General features: G+C 69.1%; 15 protein-coding genes. 3 read left to right on the plus strand and 12 right to left on the minus strand.

Annotation, left to right across the window (positions count from 1 at the left end; translation table 11 throughout):
* From VFZ20_RS11680 to VFZ20_RS11735, 12 genes are all read right to left on the minus strand, one after another.
* Positions 1 to 2,402: ATP-dependent Clp protease ATP-binding subunit (locus VFZ20_RS11680; RefSeq protein ID WP_329684057.1), on the minus strand; the 2,402-nt coding region annotated here is incomplete at its 3' end.
* Between the two features lie 205 nt (positions 2,403 to 2,607).
* Positions 2,608 to 3,702 (minus strand): protein arginine kinase, encoded by a 1,095-nt coding sequence (locus tag VFZ20_RS11685; protein ID WP_329684058.1) that lies wholly within the window; start codon positions 3,700 to 3,702, stop codon positions 2,608 to 2,610.
* Positions 3,703 to 3,704: 2 nt separating this feature from the next.
* Positions 3,705 to 4,208 (minus strand): UvrB/UvrC motif-containing protein, encoded by a 504-nt coding sequence (locus VFZ20_RS11690; protein ID WP_329684059.1) that lies wholly within the window; start codon positions 4,206 to 4,208, stop codon positions 3,705 to 3,707.
* A gap of 19 nt (positions 4,209 to 4,227) precedes the next feature.
* The gene (locus VFZ20_RS11695; protein ID WP_329684060.1) at positions 4,228 to 5,004 is read right to left on the minus strand and encodes an ABC transporter ATP-binding protein; all 777 of its coding nucleotides are present in this window, start codon (positions 5,002 to 5,004) and stop codon (positions 4,228 to 4,230) included.
* Positions 4,997 to 6,235, minus strand: a complete 1,239-nt coding sequence (locus VFZ20_RS11700; RefSeq protein WP_329684061.1) for an FtsX-like permease family protein — start codon at positions 6,233 to 6,235, stop codon at positions 4,997 to 4,999. The genes VFZ20_RS11695 and VFZ20_RS11700 overlap by 8 nt, the downstream gene beginning before the upstream one ends.
* A 112-nt stretch (positions 6,236 to 6,347) precedes the next feature.
* Complete coding sequence (gene lysS, locus VFZ20_RS11705; protein WP_329684062.1) at positions 6,348 to 7,907, minus strand: lysine--tRNA ligase; 1,560 nt, start codon at positions 7,905 to 7,907, stop codon at positions 6,348 to 6,350.
* A protein-coding gene (gene prfB / locus VFZ20_RS11710) for a peptide chain release factor 2 (RefSeq protein ID WP_333783604.1) occupies positions 7,900 to 9,013 on the minus strand; the annotation gives its coding sequence in 2 pieces (ribosomal slippage) (positions 7,900 to 8,955 and positions 8,957 to 9,013; 1,113 coding nt in all). The genes lysS and prfB overlap by 8 nt, the downstream gene beginning before the upstream one ends.
* 166 nt (positions 9,014 to 9,179) lie before the next feature.
* Complete coding sequence (locus VFZ20_RS11715) at positions 9,180 to 9,827, minus strand: zinc-ribbon domain-containing protein (RefSeq protein WP_329684063.1); 648 nt, start codon at positions 9,825 to 9,827, stop codon at positions 9,180 to 9,182.
* Positions 9,828 to 9,867: 40 nt separating this feature from the next.
* Positions 9,868 to 10,821 (minus strand): diguanylate cyclase, encoded by a 954-nt coding sequence (locus VFZ20_RS11720; protein ID WP_329684064.1) that lies wholly within the window; start codon positions 10,819 to 10,821, stop codon positions 9,868 to 9,870.
* A gap of 84 nt (positions 10,822 to 10,905) precedes the next feature.
* Entirely contained in the window at positions 10,906 to 11,094 is a 189-nt protein-coding gene (locus VFZ20_RS11725; RefSeq protein ID WP_349264086.1) for a Trm112 family protein, read from the minus strand.
* Positions 11,094 to 12,038 carry a GTPase Era gene (gene era, locus VFZ20_RS11730; RefSeq protein ID WP_329684066.1) on the minus strand — a complete coding sequence of 315 codons (945 nt, stop codon included), beginning with the start codon at positions 12,036 to 12,038 and terminating at the stop codon, positions 11,094 to 11,096. Before era ends, VFZ20_RS11725 begins: the two co-directional genes overlap by 1 nt.
* Positions 12,039 to 12,529: 491 nt before the next feature.
* Positions 12,530 to 12,655 (minus strand): hypothetical protein, encoded by a 126-nt coding sequence (locus VFZ20_RS11735; RefSeq protein WP_329684067.1) that lies wholly within the window; start codon positions 12,653 to 12,655, stop codon positions 12,530 to 12,532.
* 50 nt (positions 12,656 to 12,705) lie between these two features.
* Here VFZ20_RS11735 and VFZ20_RS11740 point away from each other — a divergent pair, with 50 nt between their 5' ends.
* The 3 genes from VFZ20_RS11740 to VFZ20_RS11750 are packed head-to-tail and all read left to right on the plus strand — an operon-like array spanning position 12,706 to position 14,817.
* The gene (locus tag VFZ20_RS11740) at positions 12,706 to 12,933 is read left to right on the plus strand and encodes a hypothetical protein (RefSeq protein ID WP_329684068.1); all 228 of its coding nucleotides are present in this window, start codon (positions 12,706 to 12,708) and stop codon (positions 12,931 to 12,933) included.
* 52 nt (positions 12,934 to 12,985) lie between these two features.
* Positions 12,986 to 14,149 (plus strand): hypothetical protein, encoded by a 1,164-nt coding sequence (locus VFZ20_RS11745; protein ID WP_329684069.1) that lies wholly within the window; start codon positions 12,986 to 12,988, stop codon positions 14,147 to 14,149.
* Complete coding sequence (locus VFZ20_RS11750) at positions 14,146 to 14,817, plus strand: DsbA family protein (protein ID WP_329684070.1); 672 nt, start codon at positions 14,146 to 14,148, stop codon at positions 14,815 to 14,817. The genes VFZ20_RS11745 and VFZ20_RS11750 overlap by 4 nt, the downstream gene beginning before the upstream one ends.
* Positions 14,818 to 15,020: the final 203 nt, after the last annotated feature.

Raw genomic sequence — 15,020 nt, forward strand, 5'->3', positions numbered from 1 at the left:
ATGATGATCTCGCCGGCGCGGAACTCCTTGTAGAGCAGCCGCTCGGACAGCGGGTCCTCCACCAGGCGCTGGATCGCCCGCCGCAGCGGACGAGCGCCGAGCGTCGGGTCGTAGCCCCGGTCGGCCAGGAACACCTTCGCCGCGTCGGTGAGCTCGAGCCCGAGGCCCTGACCCGCCAGCTGCGTGGAGGTGCGCTTGATCATCAGGTCGACGATCGCGGTGACCTCGGCCTTCGACAGCTCGTGGAAGACGATGGTCTCGTCGATGCGGTTGAGGAACTCGGGCCGGAAGTGCCGGCGGAGCTCCGAGAACACGCGCTCGCGGACGTCGGGCTTGATCTCGCCGTCGGGGGTCACGCCGTCGAGCAGGTGGTCCGACGCGATGTTCGAGGTCATGATGACCACGGTGTTGCGGAAGTCGACGGTGCGACCCTTCGCGTCGGTGAGCCTGCCGTCGTCGAGCACCTGGAGCAGCGTGTTGAACACGTCGGGGTGGGCCTTCTCGATCTCGTCGAGCAGCACCACCGAGTAGGGCTTGCGCCGCACCGCCTTGGTGAGCGTTCCGCTGTCCTCGTAGCCCACGTACCCCGGAGGGGCGCCAATGAGCCGTGAGACGCTGAACTTCTCCATGTACTCCGACATGTCCACGCGGATGAGCGCGTTGCGGTCGGCGAACAGGAACTCGGCCAGGGCGCGCGCCAGCTCCGTCTTGCCCACGCCCGTGGGCCCGGCAAAGACGAACGAGCCGATGGGGCGCTTGGGGTCCTTGAGACCCGCGCGGCTGCGGCGGATGGCCCGGCTGATGGCCTGCAGGGCACGCTCCTGCCCCACCACCCGCTTGTGCAGCTCCTCCTCCATGTTCACCAGGCGCGCCGTCTCGGCCTGCTTGAGGCGCGTGACGGGAATGCCCGTCCACCGGCTGACGATGAAGGCCACGTCCTCCTCGTTGAGGGCGGGGCGGTTGGTCTTGCGCTCCTCCTCCCAGCTCTTCTCGCGCTCCTGGATCTTGCGCTGCAGCTCGCGCTCGTGGTCGCGCAGCTCGGCCGCGCGCTCGAAGTCCTGGTCGCGGATGGCCTCGTCCTTCTTGCCGGCGATGGCCTCCAGCTGCTTCTTCAGGTCCTCCACCTCCGGCGGCGGCACCTGGGTCTGCAGGCGGGCGCGGGCGCCGGCCTCGTCGATCACGTCGATGGCCTTGTCCGGCAGGAACCGGTCGGTGATGTAGCGCTCCGAGAGCTTCACGGCCGCCTCGATCACCTCGTCGGTGATGCGGATGCGGTGGTGGTCCTCGTAGTGCCCCCGCAGCCCCTGTACGATCTGGATGGCCTCGTCGATCGACGGCGGATCCACGTTCACCGTCTGGAAGCGGCGCTCCAGGGCCCCGTCCTTCTCGATGTACTTGCGGTACTCGTTCAGCGTCGACGCGCCCACGCACTGCAGCTCGCCGCGCGCCAGCGCCGGCTTGAGCATGTTGGACGCGTCGATGGCGCCTTCGGCCGCGCCCGCGCCCACCAGCGTGTGCAGCTCGTCGATGAACAGGATGATGTTCTTGTTCTGGCTGATCTCGTTCATCACCGCCTTGAGCCGCTCCTCGAACTGGCCGCGGTACTTGGTCCCGGCGATGACGGCCGCCATGTCCAGCGACAGCACCCGGTAGTCGCGCAGGCTGTCGGGGCACTTGCCCTCGGCGATGAGCTGCGCCAGCCCCTCGACGATGGCCGTCTTGCCCACGCCCGGCTCGCCGATGAGCACGGGGTTGTTCTTCTTGCGGCGCGACAGGATCTCCATCACCCGCTCGATCTCTTCCTCGCGGCCGATGGTGGGGTCCAGCTCGCTCTGGCGGGCCAGCTCCGTGAGGTCGCGGCAGAAGTGGTCCAGCGCGGGCGTCTTGCTCTTCTTTTCGCCCTTGGCACCCGTGGCGCCGCCGGCGCTGGCCGTGGGCGCGCTGGCCGACGGCGCGGCGCTGGGCTCGCTGCCCAGCAGCTTGAGCGTCTCGCGGCGGGCGTCCTCCAGCGTCACGCCCAGCTGGCCCAGCACCTCGGCCGCGATGCCCTTCTCCTCGCGCAGCAGGCCCAGCAGCAGGTGTTCCGTGCCGACGTACGAGTGGTTGAGCTCGCGGGCCTCGGCCATGGCGAACTCCAGCACCTTCTTGGCGCGCGACGTGTAGGGCAGCTCGCCCAGGGCGATGGTCGCCTTGCCGCGGCGCACGGACTCCTCGACCTTTTCCTGCACCTGGTCGAGGTCCACGTTGAGGTTGTTGAGGACGGCGGCGGCCACCCCCTCGCCCTCACGGATGAGGCCCAGGAGGATGTGCTCGGTGCCGACGTAGTCGTGCTGGAGCCGGATGGCCTCTTCGCGGGCCATCGCCAGCACCTTACGCACGCGGTCGGTGAAATTGTAGTTCATGTGTACCCTGGCCTCCGGACGGGCGGAGTGATTCGATAGAACTTCCCGTGGTCGAGTTCCCGCGCGCGACATCTGCACAGCAGGGGCCATCAGCTGGACTGCCAGCCCCTTTTCGCGGGCAACTATGTGCGCCGTAACGCCTTGTGTGGAGCGCCGGCGGTTCGGGTTTTCCAAAAAGATTAATACGCCGCCATTCTGGCGGCGATCAGCCTTCGCGCGGGGCGTCCTCGGCCTGCAGCACCCGCCGCACGTAGGCGGCGCGATGCACGTCCGCGTCCCCCTCGGCCAGCGGGGCGCCGGCCACCTGCTCCAGGTGCGCCGACTGCGTGAAGATCATGATCCGGTTGAGTGTGTATACACTGAGGTGGGGGATGAGTTTCAGCCCCACGCCCAGCCGCACGCCGCTCAGCAGGTTCATCACCTCCTCGAAGCTCGTGGACCGGGCATGGCGCAGCAGCCCGTACGCCCGCCACACCTTGTCCTCGATCACCACGGGCGCGTCGCGCAGCAGCACCTGGCGGGCCTGCGTCTCGTACTGCACCACCTGCTGCACGATGCGCTGCAGGTGGTCGATCAGGTCCTCTTCCGTCTTGCCCAGCGTGGTCTGGTTGCTGATCTGGAAGAAGTTGCCCACCACCTCCGACCCCTCGCCGTACAGCCCGCGAAAGGTGAGCCCCACCTGGCTGATGCCCTGCAGCACCTTGCCGATCTCCTGCGTGAGCACCAGGCCGGGCAGGTGCATGAGCACGGAGGCGCGCAGCCCCGTCCCCACGTTGGTGGGGCACGACGTGAGGTAGCCGAACTCCGTGTGAAAGGCGTACGGCAGGCGCTGGCCCAGCTCGTCGTCCAGCCGCTCCACGTCGCGCCACGCGTCGCGCAGGCGAAAGCCGCCCACGATGTTCTGCAGGCGCAGGTGGTCTTCCTCGTTCACCATCACGCTCAGGGCCTCGCCGGGCGCCATGAGCAGGGCCGTGTGCGTGGGCGCCAGGTGCCCGTTGCCCCCGATGAGCTCGCGGCTCACCAGGTGCCGCTCCAGCAGCAGCTGCCGTTCCGAGTAGGCCAGCTGCCCCACGACGATCTGCCGGCCGTTGGAAAGGGCCGGCGCGGCGCCCGCGGCCTCCAGCGTGCGGCGCAGCACCTCGCGCCGGTCCTCGGCCTCGGCGCGCGTGCCAAAGCGGAAGTTGTGGAGGTTGCGCGCCAGGCGAATGCGCGTGGACAGCACGATGTCGGCGTGGGGGCCATCGGCCTTGAGCCAGGCCAGCCCCGCGTCGGGAACGGCGCCCAGGAATCCGTCGGTCATGCTCACGCCTCCTGGCCGGCCTCGAGCCGGCGGATCTGGTCGCGCAGGGCGGCCGCGCGCTCGAAGTCCTCGGCCTCCACGGCCCGGGCCAGGCTGCGGCGCAGGCTCACCACCCGCGCCGTGCGGTCCGTCTCCGTGGGGTCGGGCGGCAGGTACACCTTGCCGCTGTGCTGCGTGCCGCCGTGCAGCTTGCGCAGCAGGCCGCGCAGGCTGGTGTCGAACGTGGAATAGCACCGGGCGCAGCCCAGCCGGCCCGTCTTCTTGAAGTCCGTGAGCGTGAGCCCGCAGCTGGGGCAGGTGCCCGCGGCCGCCACCGTCTCGGCCGCCATGGACTTGCCCATCTGCGCGATGAAGTCCGCCAGGGGCGCCGTCGCCGGCTGCCCGCCCGTGCTCAGCCCCATGGCCTCGGCGCAGGGCTCGCACAGGTGGCGGCTGCTCGTCTCGTTGTTCTGGATCTGGGTGAGGTGGATGGCCGCCTCGTTCTTCCCGCAGTTCTCACACAGCATTGGATCCTGGGCCTCCAAATCACTCCCCCGCTGCGGGCCCGGACGGTTCCGGGCCCACGTTCACCAGCTGTCCTCCGTGCAGCCGCAGGACGCGGTCCGCCCGCGCGGCAAGCCCCAGGTCGTGCGTCACCAGCACCATCGCCGCCCGTTCCTCCTGGCACACGCGAAAGAGCGCGTCGTGCAGCCGCTCGCTCGTGTCGGGGTCCAGGTTGCCCGACGGCTCGTCGGCCAGCAGGGCCAGGGGCCGGTTGGCCAGCGCCCGCGCCACGGCCACCCGCTGCTGCTCGCCGCCGCTGAGCTGCGCCGGCTTGTGCTCCGCCCGCGCGCCCAGCCCCATCAGCTCCAGCAGCTCCCGCGCGCGGTCCCGCGCCCTGCCCGTCGGCGTGCCCGCGATGAGCTGGGGCATCATCACGTTCTCCAGGGCGGAGAACTCGCGCAGCAGGTGGTGAAACTGGAAGACAAAGCCGATGCTGCGGCTGCGCAGCAGGGCCAGGGGCTCCTCCTTCAGGCTCGACACCCGCTGCCCGCCGATGCTCACCTCGCCCGTGTCGGGGTGGTCCAGCGCGCCCAGCACGTGCAGCAGCGTGCTCTTGCCCGACCCCGACTGGCCGATGACGGACACCAGCTCCCCCGGGCGCACCTCCAGGTCCACGCTGCCCAGCACCTGGATGCGGCTGCCGTCGCCGCCCACGTAGCTCTTGCTCACCCCCCGCGCCACGATGGACGGCGCGGCGGACGCGTCGAAGCGCGGCGCCGCCGGCTCGTCCGCGGGGGTGAACGGCGACGGGCTACTCATGGCGGATGGCCTCCACCGGGTCCATGCGCGCCGCCTGCCACGCTGGATACACCGTCGCGAGAAAGGAGATCACCACGGTCGAAACCAGGATCGTCAGCAGGTCCCACGGGTCGATCTTCACGGGCAGGTGGCTGATGAAGTAGATCTCGCCCGGGATGCTGATGAGCTTGAAGCGGTCCACGACGAACGTCACCAGGGCCCCCAGCGAGCCGCCGATGGCCGCGCCCACGATGCCGATCACCAGCCCCTGCAGCATGAACAGCCGCAGGATGCGGCGCGACGTCATCCCCATGGACTTGAGCACGCCGATCTCCCGCGTCTTGTCCGTCACCACCATCACCAGCGTGCTGACGATGTTGAACGCGGCCACGATCACGATCAGCAGCAGGATGAGCGTGAGGGCCAGCTTCTCCAGCTTGAGGGCGCTGAAGAGCGAGCGGTTCATGTTCATCCAGTTGTCCGTGCGGAACGGGATGCCCAGCTTCTGGTCGATGGCCCGGCTGACCGTCTGCGCCTCGTACGGGTCCGTCGTCCGCGCCTCCAGCCCGCTCACCCCCTGCCCCAGCCCCGCCAGGTCCTGCGCCGTGGACAGCGACGTGTAGGCGAACTTGTTGTCGTACTCCCACATCCCCGTGCGCACGCCGCCCGCGTACTCGTACATGGCCATCTTGGGGATGAGCCCCGTGGCCGTCATCCGCGCGTTGCTCAGCGAGATGACGGTGATGGTGTCGCCGGGGATGAGCCCCATCCGCGCGCCCAGCGCCTGCCCCAGCGCGATGGCCGGCAGGCCGCTGCGGCTGCGGGTGAGGTCGATGCGGCTTTCGCGCAGCAGCCGGGGGATCTCCGTCACCCCGTCGCCCCGCTGGCCCACGTCGATGCCCCGCAGCACGGCCGCCTCGGGGTAGCCGCCGCGGTTGCGCAGCCCCACCTCCGTGTGGACGAACGGCGCCACGGCGACAACGCCGGGCACCGTGCGCGTGCGCTCCAGGGGCTCCTCCCAGCGGTCCATCCGCATCCCCTCGCCGTACGTGAGGACGAAGATGTGCGGATTGACGCCCAGGATGCCCTTGCGCAGCTCCGACTGCAGCCCGTTCATCACCGAGGTGACGACGATGAGCGCGGTCACGCCCACCGACACGCCGCCGATGGCGATGAGGGTGATGAGCGACAGGAACCGCGTGCCCCGCCGGCTGGCCAGGTAGCGCCGGGCAACGCGCCATTCGAGCTTCATCGCGCGCCTCCGGCGAGGGAATAGGGAACAGGGAACAGGGAATAGCGGACCGATCTTCCGCGGATCGCCGTTCCCTGTCCCCGGTACCCTGTCACCCGTAACCCGCGGTCCCTCATTCCGGCCTCATGGCGGGAAAGAGGATCACGTCCCGGATGGACGGCTGGCCCGAGAGGATCATCAGCAGCCGGTCGATGCCCATCCCGAACCCGCCCGTGGGGGGCATGCCGTACTCCAGCGCCCGCAGAAAATCCTCGTCCAGGGGCTGCGTCTCCTCGTCGCCCGCCAGCGCCAGCCGCTTCTGCGACTCGAACCGCTCGCGCTGGTCGATGGGATCGTTGAGCTCGCTGTAGGCGTTCAGCAGCTCTTTGCCGGCCACCATCAGCTCGAACCGCTCCGTGAGCTCCGGGTTGCCGCGCTTGGGCTTGGCCAGCGGCGACATCTCCCGCGGATAGTCGGTGATGAACGTGGGCTGGATGAGCTTCGGTTCGACGAGCGCGCCGAACAGCTCGTCGATGAGCTTGCCGCGCCCCATCCCCTTCACCTCGTCCGCGGACAGGCCCAGCTTGCGCACCTCCGCGCGCAGGCCGTCGTCGTCCAGCGCGGGGACGTCCACGCCGCCGATCTGCTGGATGGCGTCGTACATGCTGAACCGGGCGAACGGCGCCTGGAACCGGATCTCGTGCCCGCCAAAGTGCGCGGGGCCGCCGCCGAGGACCGCGTCCACCACGTGGACCAGCAGCTCCTCGGTAAAGCGCATCACGTCCTCGTAGTCCCAGTACGCGGCGTAGAACTCCAGCATGGTGAACTCGGGGTTGTGAAACCGCGAGAGCCCCTCGTTGCGGAAGTTCCTGCCGATCTCGTACACCCGCTCCATGCCGCCCACGATCAGCCGCTTGAGGTACAGCTCCACGGCAATGCGCAGGTACAGCTGCATGTCCAGCGCGTTGTGGTGCGTGGTGAACGGCCGGGCCAGCGCGCCGCCGTACAGCGGCTGCAGCACGGGCGTCTCCACCTCCACGAACCCGTGGTCGTCCAGGAACCGGCGCAGCGTGCTGACAACCTTCGCCCGCAGGACGAAGGTGTCGCGAACCTCGGGGTTCACGGCCAGGTCGGCGTAGCGCTGGCGGTAGCGCGCCTCCACGTCCGTGAACCCGCTGTACACGCGCCGCTCGCCCGTCTCTGCATCCACCTCTTCCTTGCCCAGCGGGAGGGGGCGCAGGGCCTTGGACAGCAGCTCGAAGGAACTGACGCGCAGCGACACTTCGCCCGTCCGGGTGCGGAACAGCGTGCCCTCCGCGCCGATCCAGTCGCTGTGCTCCACGAGATCCAGGACCTCGTAGCGCTCGCCGAGGTCGTTGACGCGGAAGTACAGCTGGATGCGCCCCGTGCGGTCGGCCACGTGGGCAAAGGTGCTCTTGCCCATCACCCGCTTGCTCACCACGCGGCCCGCGATGCGGACCCTCTCCGCCATCTCCTCGGCCCCGGCGCGCTCCTCGTGCGCGGCGAACGCGTCCAGCGCCTCGGCGGCCGAGTGCGTGGGGGCGAAGGAATAGGCGTACGGCTCCACGCCGCGGTCGCGCAGGCGGGCCAGCTTGGCCACGCGGTCCGCCACCACGCGCTCGTCGGCCAGGGCCTGCTCGGCCGGGGTCAGCGCCGTCGTCTCGTCACTCATCGCTGTGCACCGCCCCGTACTGCCGCAGGTACGCGTGGATGAAGGGGTCCAGGTCGCCGTCCATCACCTTTTGCACGTCCGGCACCTTGAGCTCCGTGCGATGGTCGTTCACCATCGTGTACGGCTGAAAAACGTAGGAGCGGATCTGGCTGCCAAAGGCGATGTCCGTCTTGGTGTTCTCCAGCTTGGCCTTTTCCTTCTCCTGCTCCTCCAGCGCGCGCTGGTACAGCGCGGCCTTGAGCATCTTCATGGCCGTCGCGCGGTTCTTGTGCTGCGACCGCTCCTGCTGGCACGCCACGACGATGCCGGACGGGATGTGCCGAAGGCGGACGGCGGACGACGTCTTGTTGACGTGCTGGCCGCCGGCGCCGGACGCGCGGTACACGTCCATCTCGATGTCTTCCTCCCGCACGTCGATCTCGATGGTATCGTCCACCGACGGGTAGACGAACACGGAGACGAACGACGTGTGGCGCCGCGCGGCGCTGTCGAACGGCGAGATACGGACGAGCCGGTGCACGCCGCGCTCGGCCTTGAGAAAGCCGTACGCGTACTGCCCCCGGATCTCCAGCGTGGCGTCCTTGATCCCCGCCTCTTCGCCTTCCTGCAGGTCGAGCAGCTCCACGTCAAAGCCCTTGCGCTCGCCCCAGCGGGTGAACATGCGCAGCAGCATCTGCGCCCAGTCCTGGCTTTCCGTGCCACCGGCGCCGGGGTGGATGGTCACCAGCGCGTCGCGGTGGTCGTCGGGGCCCTGGAGCATGTTCTTGAGCTCCAGCTCCTCCAGCGCGGGGCCAATGGCCTCCACCTCGCGCTCCACCTCTTCGGCCAGCGCGGCGTCGGGCTCCATCTCCAGCAGGTCCAGCATCTCGCCCAGGTCGCCCACCTTGGCCGACATGCGCTGAAACGGCTCGATCCATCCCTTGAGCTGGTTGGATTCGGCGATGACCTCGCGCGCCTTTTCTCCGTCGTTCCAGAACGACGGATTTTCCATGCGCGACTCCAGCGCCTTCAGCTTCTCCGTGCGTGCTTCGAGGTCAAAGAAACCTCCCCAGCTCGTCGAGCCGGTTGCGGTACGTGTCCAGGTCGGATCGGAGGTCGTTGCTCATCTGCCGCGCGTCGTGGTTTTTACCGCAAAGAGAAGGGCCGCCCGGGAGGACGGCCCCATGAGCTTGGTAAACCCGGGGAATCTATGCGTTCCCGGGGAGAAGTGCCAAGTACCAAGTGCCAAGTGACAAGCGCCGTTCCTTGGCACTTGTCACTTGGCACTTCAGTTCAAAAAATCTGCTGCCCCTTGGCCAGGATGTCGTTCAGCGCGTCGCGAAAGTGCGTGGTGCCGCGGGCCGTCTCGGCCCCCACCTGGCCCACGTACTCCTCCCAGCTCTTCTTGATCTCGTCCATGAACTCGCGCTTGATCGTGCCGTCCGCCAGCGACTTGTCGCGCCGCTCGGGATGGTACGTCACGATGTCCGACACCAGCGCCCGGGCCAGGCGCCGCGCCTTGGCGTTGGGGTCCGACACGCCGAACGGCGACCGCGGCGCGCCCGACGCGGCGGCCGGAGCCGGGCTCGGCGTCGGCGCGGGACGGGGCGCGGGGGCCGGCGCCGCCACCGGGGCCGGAGCGGGCGTCGGAGTCGGCGCGGCGGCGGGCGCGGACGGCTGGAACGCGGGGCCGGACGGCGCGGGCGCCACGGCCGGCGTGGGTGCCGGCGCGGGATCGGGCGCCGCCACGGGCTGGGGCGTCGGCTGCGGAACGGACGTGGGCGCGGACGCCGCGGCCGGGGCCGATGCGGGCTGCGCGCCCTCGGCGGCGACCTCGAAGGCGCCGCGGCAGATGGAGCAGCGAACGCGCACCCCGCCGGCGGGGACCTTCCGGGGATCCACCCGGAACACGGTGCTGCAGTGCGTGCACTGGACGTTCATGTTGCGATCGGTCACCCGGTAACGCGTTACACTGTGCGGCTCATGCCTGCAGCGGCCCGCCGTGCCGCCGGTCCACCACGTAGATGCTTCCCGAGAACGTCTTTGCGTACGCCTTCATCTCCGTGGCCAGCTCGCTGATCTGCGCCGTGTGCACGAAGTTGCGGTGCTCGTTGGTCACCACGCCGATGGACAGCGTCATGAGCGGCACCTCGTACTCCTCGCCCCGCCGGTCCTTGCCGATGAAGAAGCCCCGCTCGCGGTCCGGCTCCGAGTAGTGCAGGCCGATGAGCTCCGTGAACACGGCGATCACCTCCTCGCAGCACACGCGAAAGTCGGTGAGCGGGGCGTTGAAGATGAAGTCGTCGCCGCCGATGTGGCCCACGAACGCCGTCGGGGAGTACGCCCGCACCACGTCGCGCAAAATGCGCGAGAGGATGAGGATCACCCGGTCGCCGTTGTTGTAGCCGTAGCGGTCGTTGAACTCCTTGAAGTGGTCCAGGTCGCAGTAGCACACGGCGAACTTCTCACCCGAGCGCAGCCGCTCGCCGATGTCGCGCTCGATCTGCACCGTGCCCGGAAGGAGCGTGGTGGGGTGCACGCTCACGTCGCGCTCCGCCCGGCGCAGGGCCATCCGCAGCCGCAGCGTGCACTCGCGGTCGCTCAGCCCGTGCCCCAGCACCTCGTCGGCCCCCGCCTCCAGCGCCCGCGCCGACGCGTCGTCCCCCGCCCCGGCGCCGTCCACGTACATGATGACAGGGACGACGGAGGTGAACGCCTCGCCCTTGATGGCCGCGCACAGGCGCAGGGCCACCCCCTGGTCCGGCGAGGCGTCCAGCACCAGGGCGGCCGGGTAGGCGCGGCTCACGCGCGCCTGCACGTCCGCCTCGTCCGACGCCTCCACGACGGGAAGTTCCCGCTCTTCCGCGAACGCGCGGACCACCGCCGGGACGGCGCGGCCGTGCGGAGAGAAGTGCAGGAGAACGCGCTGGGGCATTGAACCGGGGCCGGGGTTCGCTGGGCGAAAAGGGCGGAAGATTCTATCGGAACGGGCGCAAGGCTGTCAACGCGCGCGCGGACCTCAGCGCGCCGCGCCGGCGCCCGCCGCGTCCAGCGGCACGGCCTCGTCGATGAGCAGAATGGGAATGCCGTCGCGCACCTCGTAGCGCAGGCGGTCCGCCTCGCATACCAGGGACTCGGGGTTCTGCTCGTGGCGCAGCTCCCCCTTGCACTTGGGGCATACCAGCAGCTCGAGGAGCCAGGGCTCGATCACTTGCGTTGCTCCGGATTGGGAATGGAGAACCCGAACCGCTGCAGCGACAGCGCGTCCTTGCGCCAGCGCGGCAGCACCTTCACCCACAGGTCCAGGTACACGGGCGCGCCCACGAAGTCCTCGATCTTTTCGCGGGCGCTGCGCCCCAGCTGGCGGATGGCCGCGCCCCCGCTGCCGATCAAAATGGCCTTCTGCGTGGGCCGCTCCACGTAGATGGTGGCGCGGATGTACAGCGGCGTGGCCTGCTCGCGGAACTCGTCCACCTTCACGGCCACGCTGTACGGCACTTCCTTCTCGAACAGCTCGAACGCCGACTCGCGGATGAGCTCCGCCACGAAGAAGCGCACGGGCTGCGACGAGACCTCGTCCTCGGGGAACAGGTACGGCGACTCCGGCAGCCGTCCGGCGATCTCCGCCCGCAGCGCCTCCGTCCCCTCCCCCGTCAGCGCGGACAGCTCGAAGACCCGCGCCCGGGGAAAGCGCTCCCCCGCCCACTCGCGCACCCGCGCCAGCTGCGCGGGCCGGGCCTGGTCCGTCTTGTTGCTGACGACGATGAGCTGCCGCGCGCGCTCCAGCAGCTCCAGCACATCGGGCGAGAACTCGGGCACCCCGTGCTGCGCGGCCGCGTCGATCAGCAGCAGCACCACGTCCGCGTCGGCGATGACCTCCGTGGCGGCGTGCAGCATGGCTTTGTGGAGCAGGTACCGCGGCTCCACGAGCCCCGGCGTGTCCACGAACACCATCTGCACGCCGTCGCGCGTGTCGATGCCCAGCACCCGCTCGCGCGTCGTCTGCGCCAGGGGCGTGACGATGCTGAGCTTCTGGTCCACCAGGCGGTTCATGAGCGACGACTTGCCGGCGTTGGGATAGCCGACCAGCGCCACGTACCCCGCCCGCGTGGTTTCCCCTTCGATGTCGTCGTGTTCGTCCGTCTGGGCCATACGTGCGAATCTACCCCCGCAAAACGCGGCGGCGCAAGTAAATCGCGGGACTGGTTTTCCGCGCCGCGCGCCCTTCAGCACACCGCGGGCCGCGCGTCGTCCCCCTCCGCCCCGTTCCCTTCCCTCCACGCGGCGCGGACGAGCCTCCGTTTCAAGATTTCGGCGCTTACCGTGGGGCACAAAGGAGCGGGAAAGAGGCCCGCCCCGATTCCCTCCCTGCGTCGACGTTGCCCACGGTGGCGGCCCGGTTGCGAGGCGGGCGGACGCCTGCGGAATCATCGTCTTACGGATCGTACGCGCCGCCACATGTTTTCTTGACGCGCACCCCCAGCGGATTTAGCGTCTGATTCAGAATGTGAGGCGTGTGTTGGACCGGCCCGTTTGTATCTATCCACTCAATCCGGGAGGGCTTCGATGCTGAGAGTGAGACTCGCCGCGCTGGCTATCATCGTGGCCGGGGGTGCCCTCCTGGCACGCCCCGCCGAGGGTACCTACATCCCACCGTCGACAGATCCCCCGCCCGCCATGTACTGCTGCTGCGTGAAGGCATGGTACGGCTGTACGGACCAGTTTTGCTGCAGCCGCACGGGATGCACCTCGTCCGCGTCCGGGTGCACGGTAACCCAGACCTGAGAGCTGCTCTTTCCATGATCATATCGAGGCAATCATGAACCGGATTCGCACCCTTGCCGTGGTCGTAGTGTTCGGCGGCGGCGCGCTGCTCCTTGACCCGTCACCGGCGCATTCCACGTATCAGCAGCCGCCCGAGCTCATTCCCAAGCACTGTTGCACGGGCGACATCAACGGGGACGGGCAACCAGACTTCCAGTGCTGCACGAGCAGCCCCGCCGGCTGCAGCGCGGGCGCCAGTGGCTGCGTGATCCACCAGACCTGATCCGTGCGCACCCGGGCACGCTTCCGGTGACTTGACCACAGAGAGAGCAGAAATGAAACGCCTTCCCCTCATACAATTGCGGATCATCGGCCGGTCCGCGCTGGTCGTGAGCGCCTTGCTTACGGGCGCGTGCAGCACCCCTGATGCCGACGCCCGCACGGGCAAAGGCGCGGTGGAATACGCGGCTCGTCCGGTGATGGCGAGCGACTCCACAGCCGAACTCAGCTACGTCGGATTGATCGCGGCGGATTCTCGCGGGTCCACCTATGTAGCGGACGAAGGTGTGATCCTCGTCTTCGGGCCAAACGGCCAGGTGCAGCGCCGAATTGGTCGTGATGGCGAAGGGCCAGGCGAATTCCGCTCATTCGGAACGATCGACCTCCTCCCGGGCGACAGCCTCTTCGTCTTTGATCAGCAGCAGCAGCGCGTCACCGTCTTTCGTCCGTACTCCGACGATGTCGCCTACACGGTGCGGCTCAACCAAACCGGATTCGTGTTCGCGTCCGGCGTCCGACCCATCCGGGGCACGCAGGGGTTCATCGGCCTGTACCGCACCGCCGTGGGCGACGTCCGGGGCACGGAGCTGGTTCGGCGCGACGTGATCCGCGTCCTGAATCCGGACGGTTCGGTGCGGAAGGACTCGGTGCTCACACTTCCCGAGCCGGAGTACGGCGAGCTGGACATGTCCGACGGGCACTCCTACTTCTGGCCGCCGTTCGCGCGGCGGGGCCTGGTGGCGTTCGGGCCGGACGGACGCATCTACAGCGCATGGTCGGACACGGCCCAGGTGGCCATCCACGACGTGAATGGGCGGGCACAGGGAAGCTTCCGGGCGCAGGTGGACGCGCGGCCGCTTCCGCTTTCCAGGACGGTCGTCGACAGCTTTGCGAACGCCCTCATGCAGTCGCGGCCCAAGGGCCCCGCCCTTGAGGTGCTCAGCCGGTGGAGCACGTGGCCCGTGGTGGAGGAGATGCTGGTGGACGATGCGTCCCGCGTGTGGCTCAAGCTGCGGACCGAGGGCGCCGCGCCCGGCACGTGGACGGCCTTTCGCGAGACGGGCACGCGCGTGGCATCCGTGACGCTGCCCCCCAACGCGCATCCGCGGCTGATCCGAGGCGACCGCGTGTACGCCGCCGTGCTGGACGAGGTAGACGTCCCGACGCTCGTCGTCTATCAGCTCGTGCCGTCCGCCCCCGCCGCGGGAGGCGCGTCGTGAGCGGGAGCAAATTGGTCTCGCACCTGACGACGGGCCTGCTCGTCGCCTGCGCAGTCCTGGTGACGGCGGCGGTGGTGAAGCGCGAGTTCTTCGCCGCGCCGGCGGCCGCCGCGCAGTCCGCGTCCACGGAGCCGCGCCCGGTGGAGAACTGGGCGGAGATCAACGCGGCCGGCCAGGTGCTGGGCCGTGCGGACGCGCCCGTGCGCATCATCGAGTTCTCCGACTTCCAGTGCCCGTTCTGCGCGCGGTACCAGGAAACGCTGCGGGCCGTCCGGGCGAAGTACCCGGACCAGGTGGCCGTTGTCTACCGGCACTTTCCCCTGGAACAGATCCACCCGCACGCGCGGGCGGCCGCGCTGGCCACGGAGTGCGCCGGCGAGCAGGGGCGGTTCGAGGCGTACCACGATGCCCTGTTCGCGCGGCAGGATTCCATCGGCACCCGCGCGTGGGAGCAGTTCGCCGCGGACGCCGCCGTCCCGGACGCGGACGCCTTCCGGCGCTGCGTGGCGGACGGGCGCCTGATGGCCCGCGTGGACCGGGACGCGGAGGTGGCGGAGCGGACGGGGATCAGCGTGACGCCATCCCTGGTGATCGACGGCACGCTCGTTCCCGGCGTGGTCACCCAGGCCGAGCTGGAGCGCCGCATTGTTGAGGCGCTGGAGCGATAGCCTCGAGGCAGGAACTGCGGGTGACAGGGACAGGTTGCAGGGGACGGCCAACAACTGCAGTTCTCTGCGTCCTCCGCGGCTCTGCGTGAGAAGATCAGTTGCCGTTCCTCTGCTGCCCCTGCTGCCTCTGCGTGAGAAAAGCAGTTGCCCTGGATCTCGACAGAAAAGCAAACGCCCGCTCCGATCTGTTGATCGAAGCGGGC

The sequence above is a fragment of the Longimicrobium sp. genome (assembly GCF_036280135.1).
Classification (GTDB): domain Bacteria; phylum Gemmatimonadota; class Gemmatimonadetes; order Longimicrobiales; family Longimicrobiaceae; genus Longimicrobium.

What these genes read in the sequence shown, in the direction of transcription:
- VFZ20_RS11685 (WP_329684058.1), bottom strand. Translation starts at nt 3,702, where the DNA reads ATGACCGACGGATTCCTGGGCGCCGTTCCCGACGCGGGGCTGGCCTGG.
- VFZ20_RS11690 (WP_329684059.1), bottom strand. Translation starts at nt 4,208, where the DNA reads ATGCTGTGTGAGAACTGCGGGAAGAACGAGGCGGCCATCCACCTCACC.
- VFZ20_RS11695 (WP_329684060.1), bottom strand. Translation starts at nt 5,004, where the DNA reads ATGAGTAGCCCGTCGCCGTTCACCCCCGCGGACGAGCCGGCGGCGCCG.
- VFZ20_RS11700 (WP_329684061.1), bottom strand. Translation starts at nt 6,235, where the DNA reads ATGAAGCTCGAATGGCGCGTTGCCCGGCGCTACCTGGCCAGCCGGCGG.
- lysS (WP_329684062.1), bottom strand. Translation starts at nt 7,907, where the DNA reads ATGAGTGACGAGACGACGGCGCTGACCCCGGCCGAGCAGGCCCTGGCC.
- VFZ20_RS11715 (WP_329684063.1), bottom strand. Translation starts at nt 9,827, where the DNA reads ATGAACGTCCAGTGCACGCACTGCAGCACCGTGTTCCGGGTGGATCCC.
- VFZ20_RS11720 (WP_329684064.1), bottom strand. Translation starts at nt 10,821, where the DNA reads ATGCCCCAGCGCGTTCTCCTGCACTTCTCTCCGCACGGCCGCGCCGTC.
- era (WP_329684066.1), bottom strand. Translation starts at nt 12,038, where the DNA reads ATGGCCCAGACGGACGAACACGACGACATCGAAGGGGAAACCACGCGG.
- VFZ20_RS11740 (WP_329684068.1), top strand. Translation starts at nt 12,706, where the DNA reads ATGAACCGGATTCGCACCCTTGCCGTGGTCGTAGTGTTCGGCGGCGGC.
- VFZ20_RS11745 (WP_329684069.1), top strand. Translation starts at nt 12,986, where the DNA reads ATGAAACGCCTTCCCCTCATACAATTGCGGATCATCGGCCGGTCCGCG.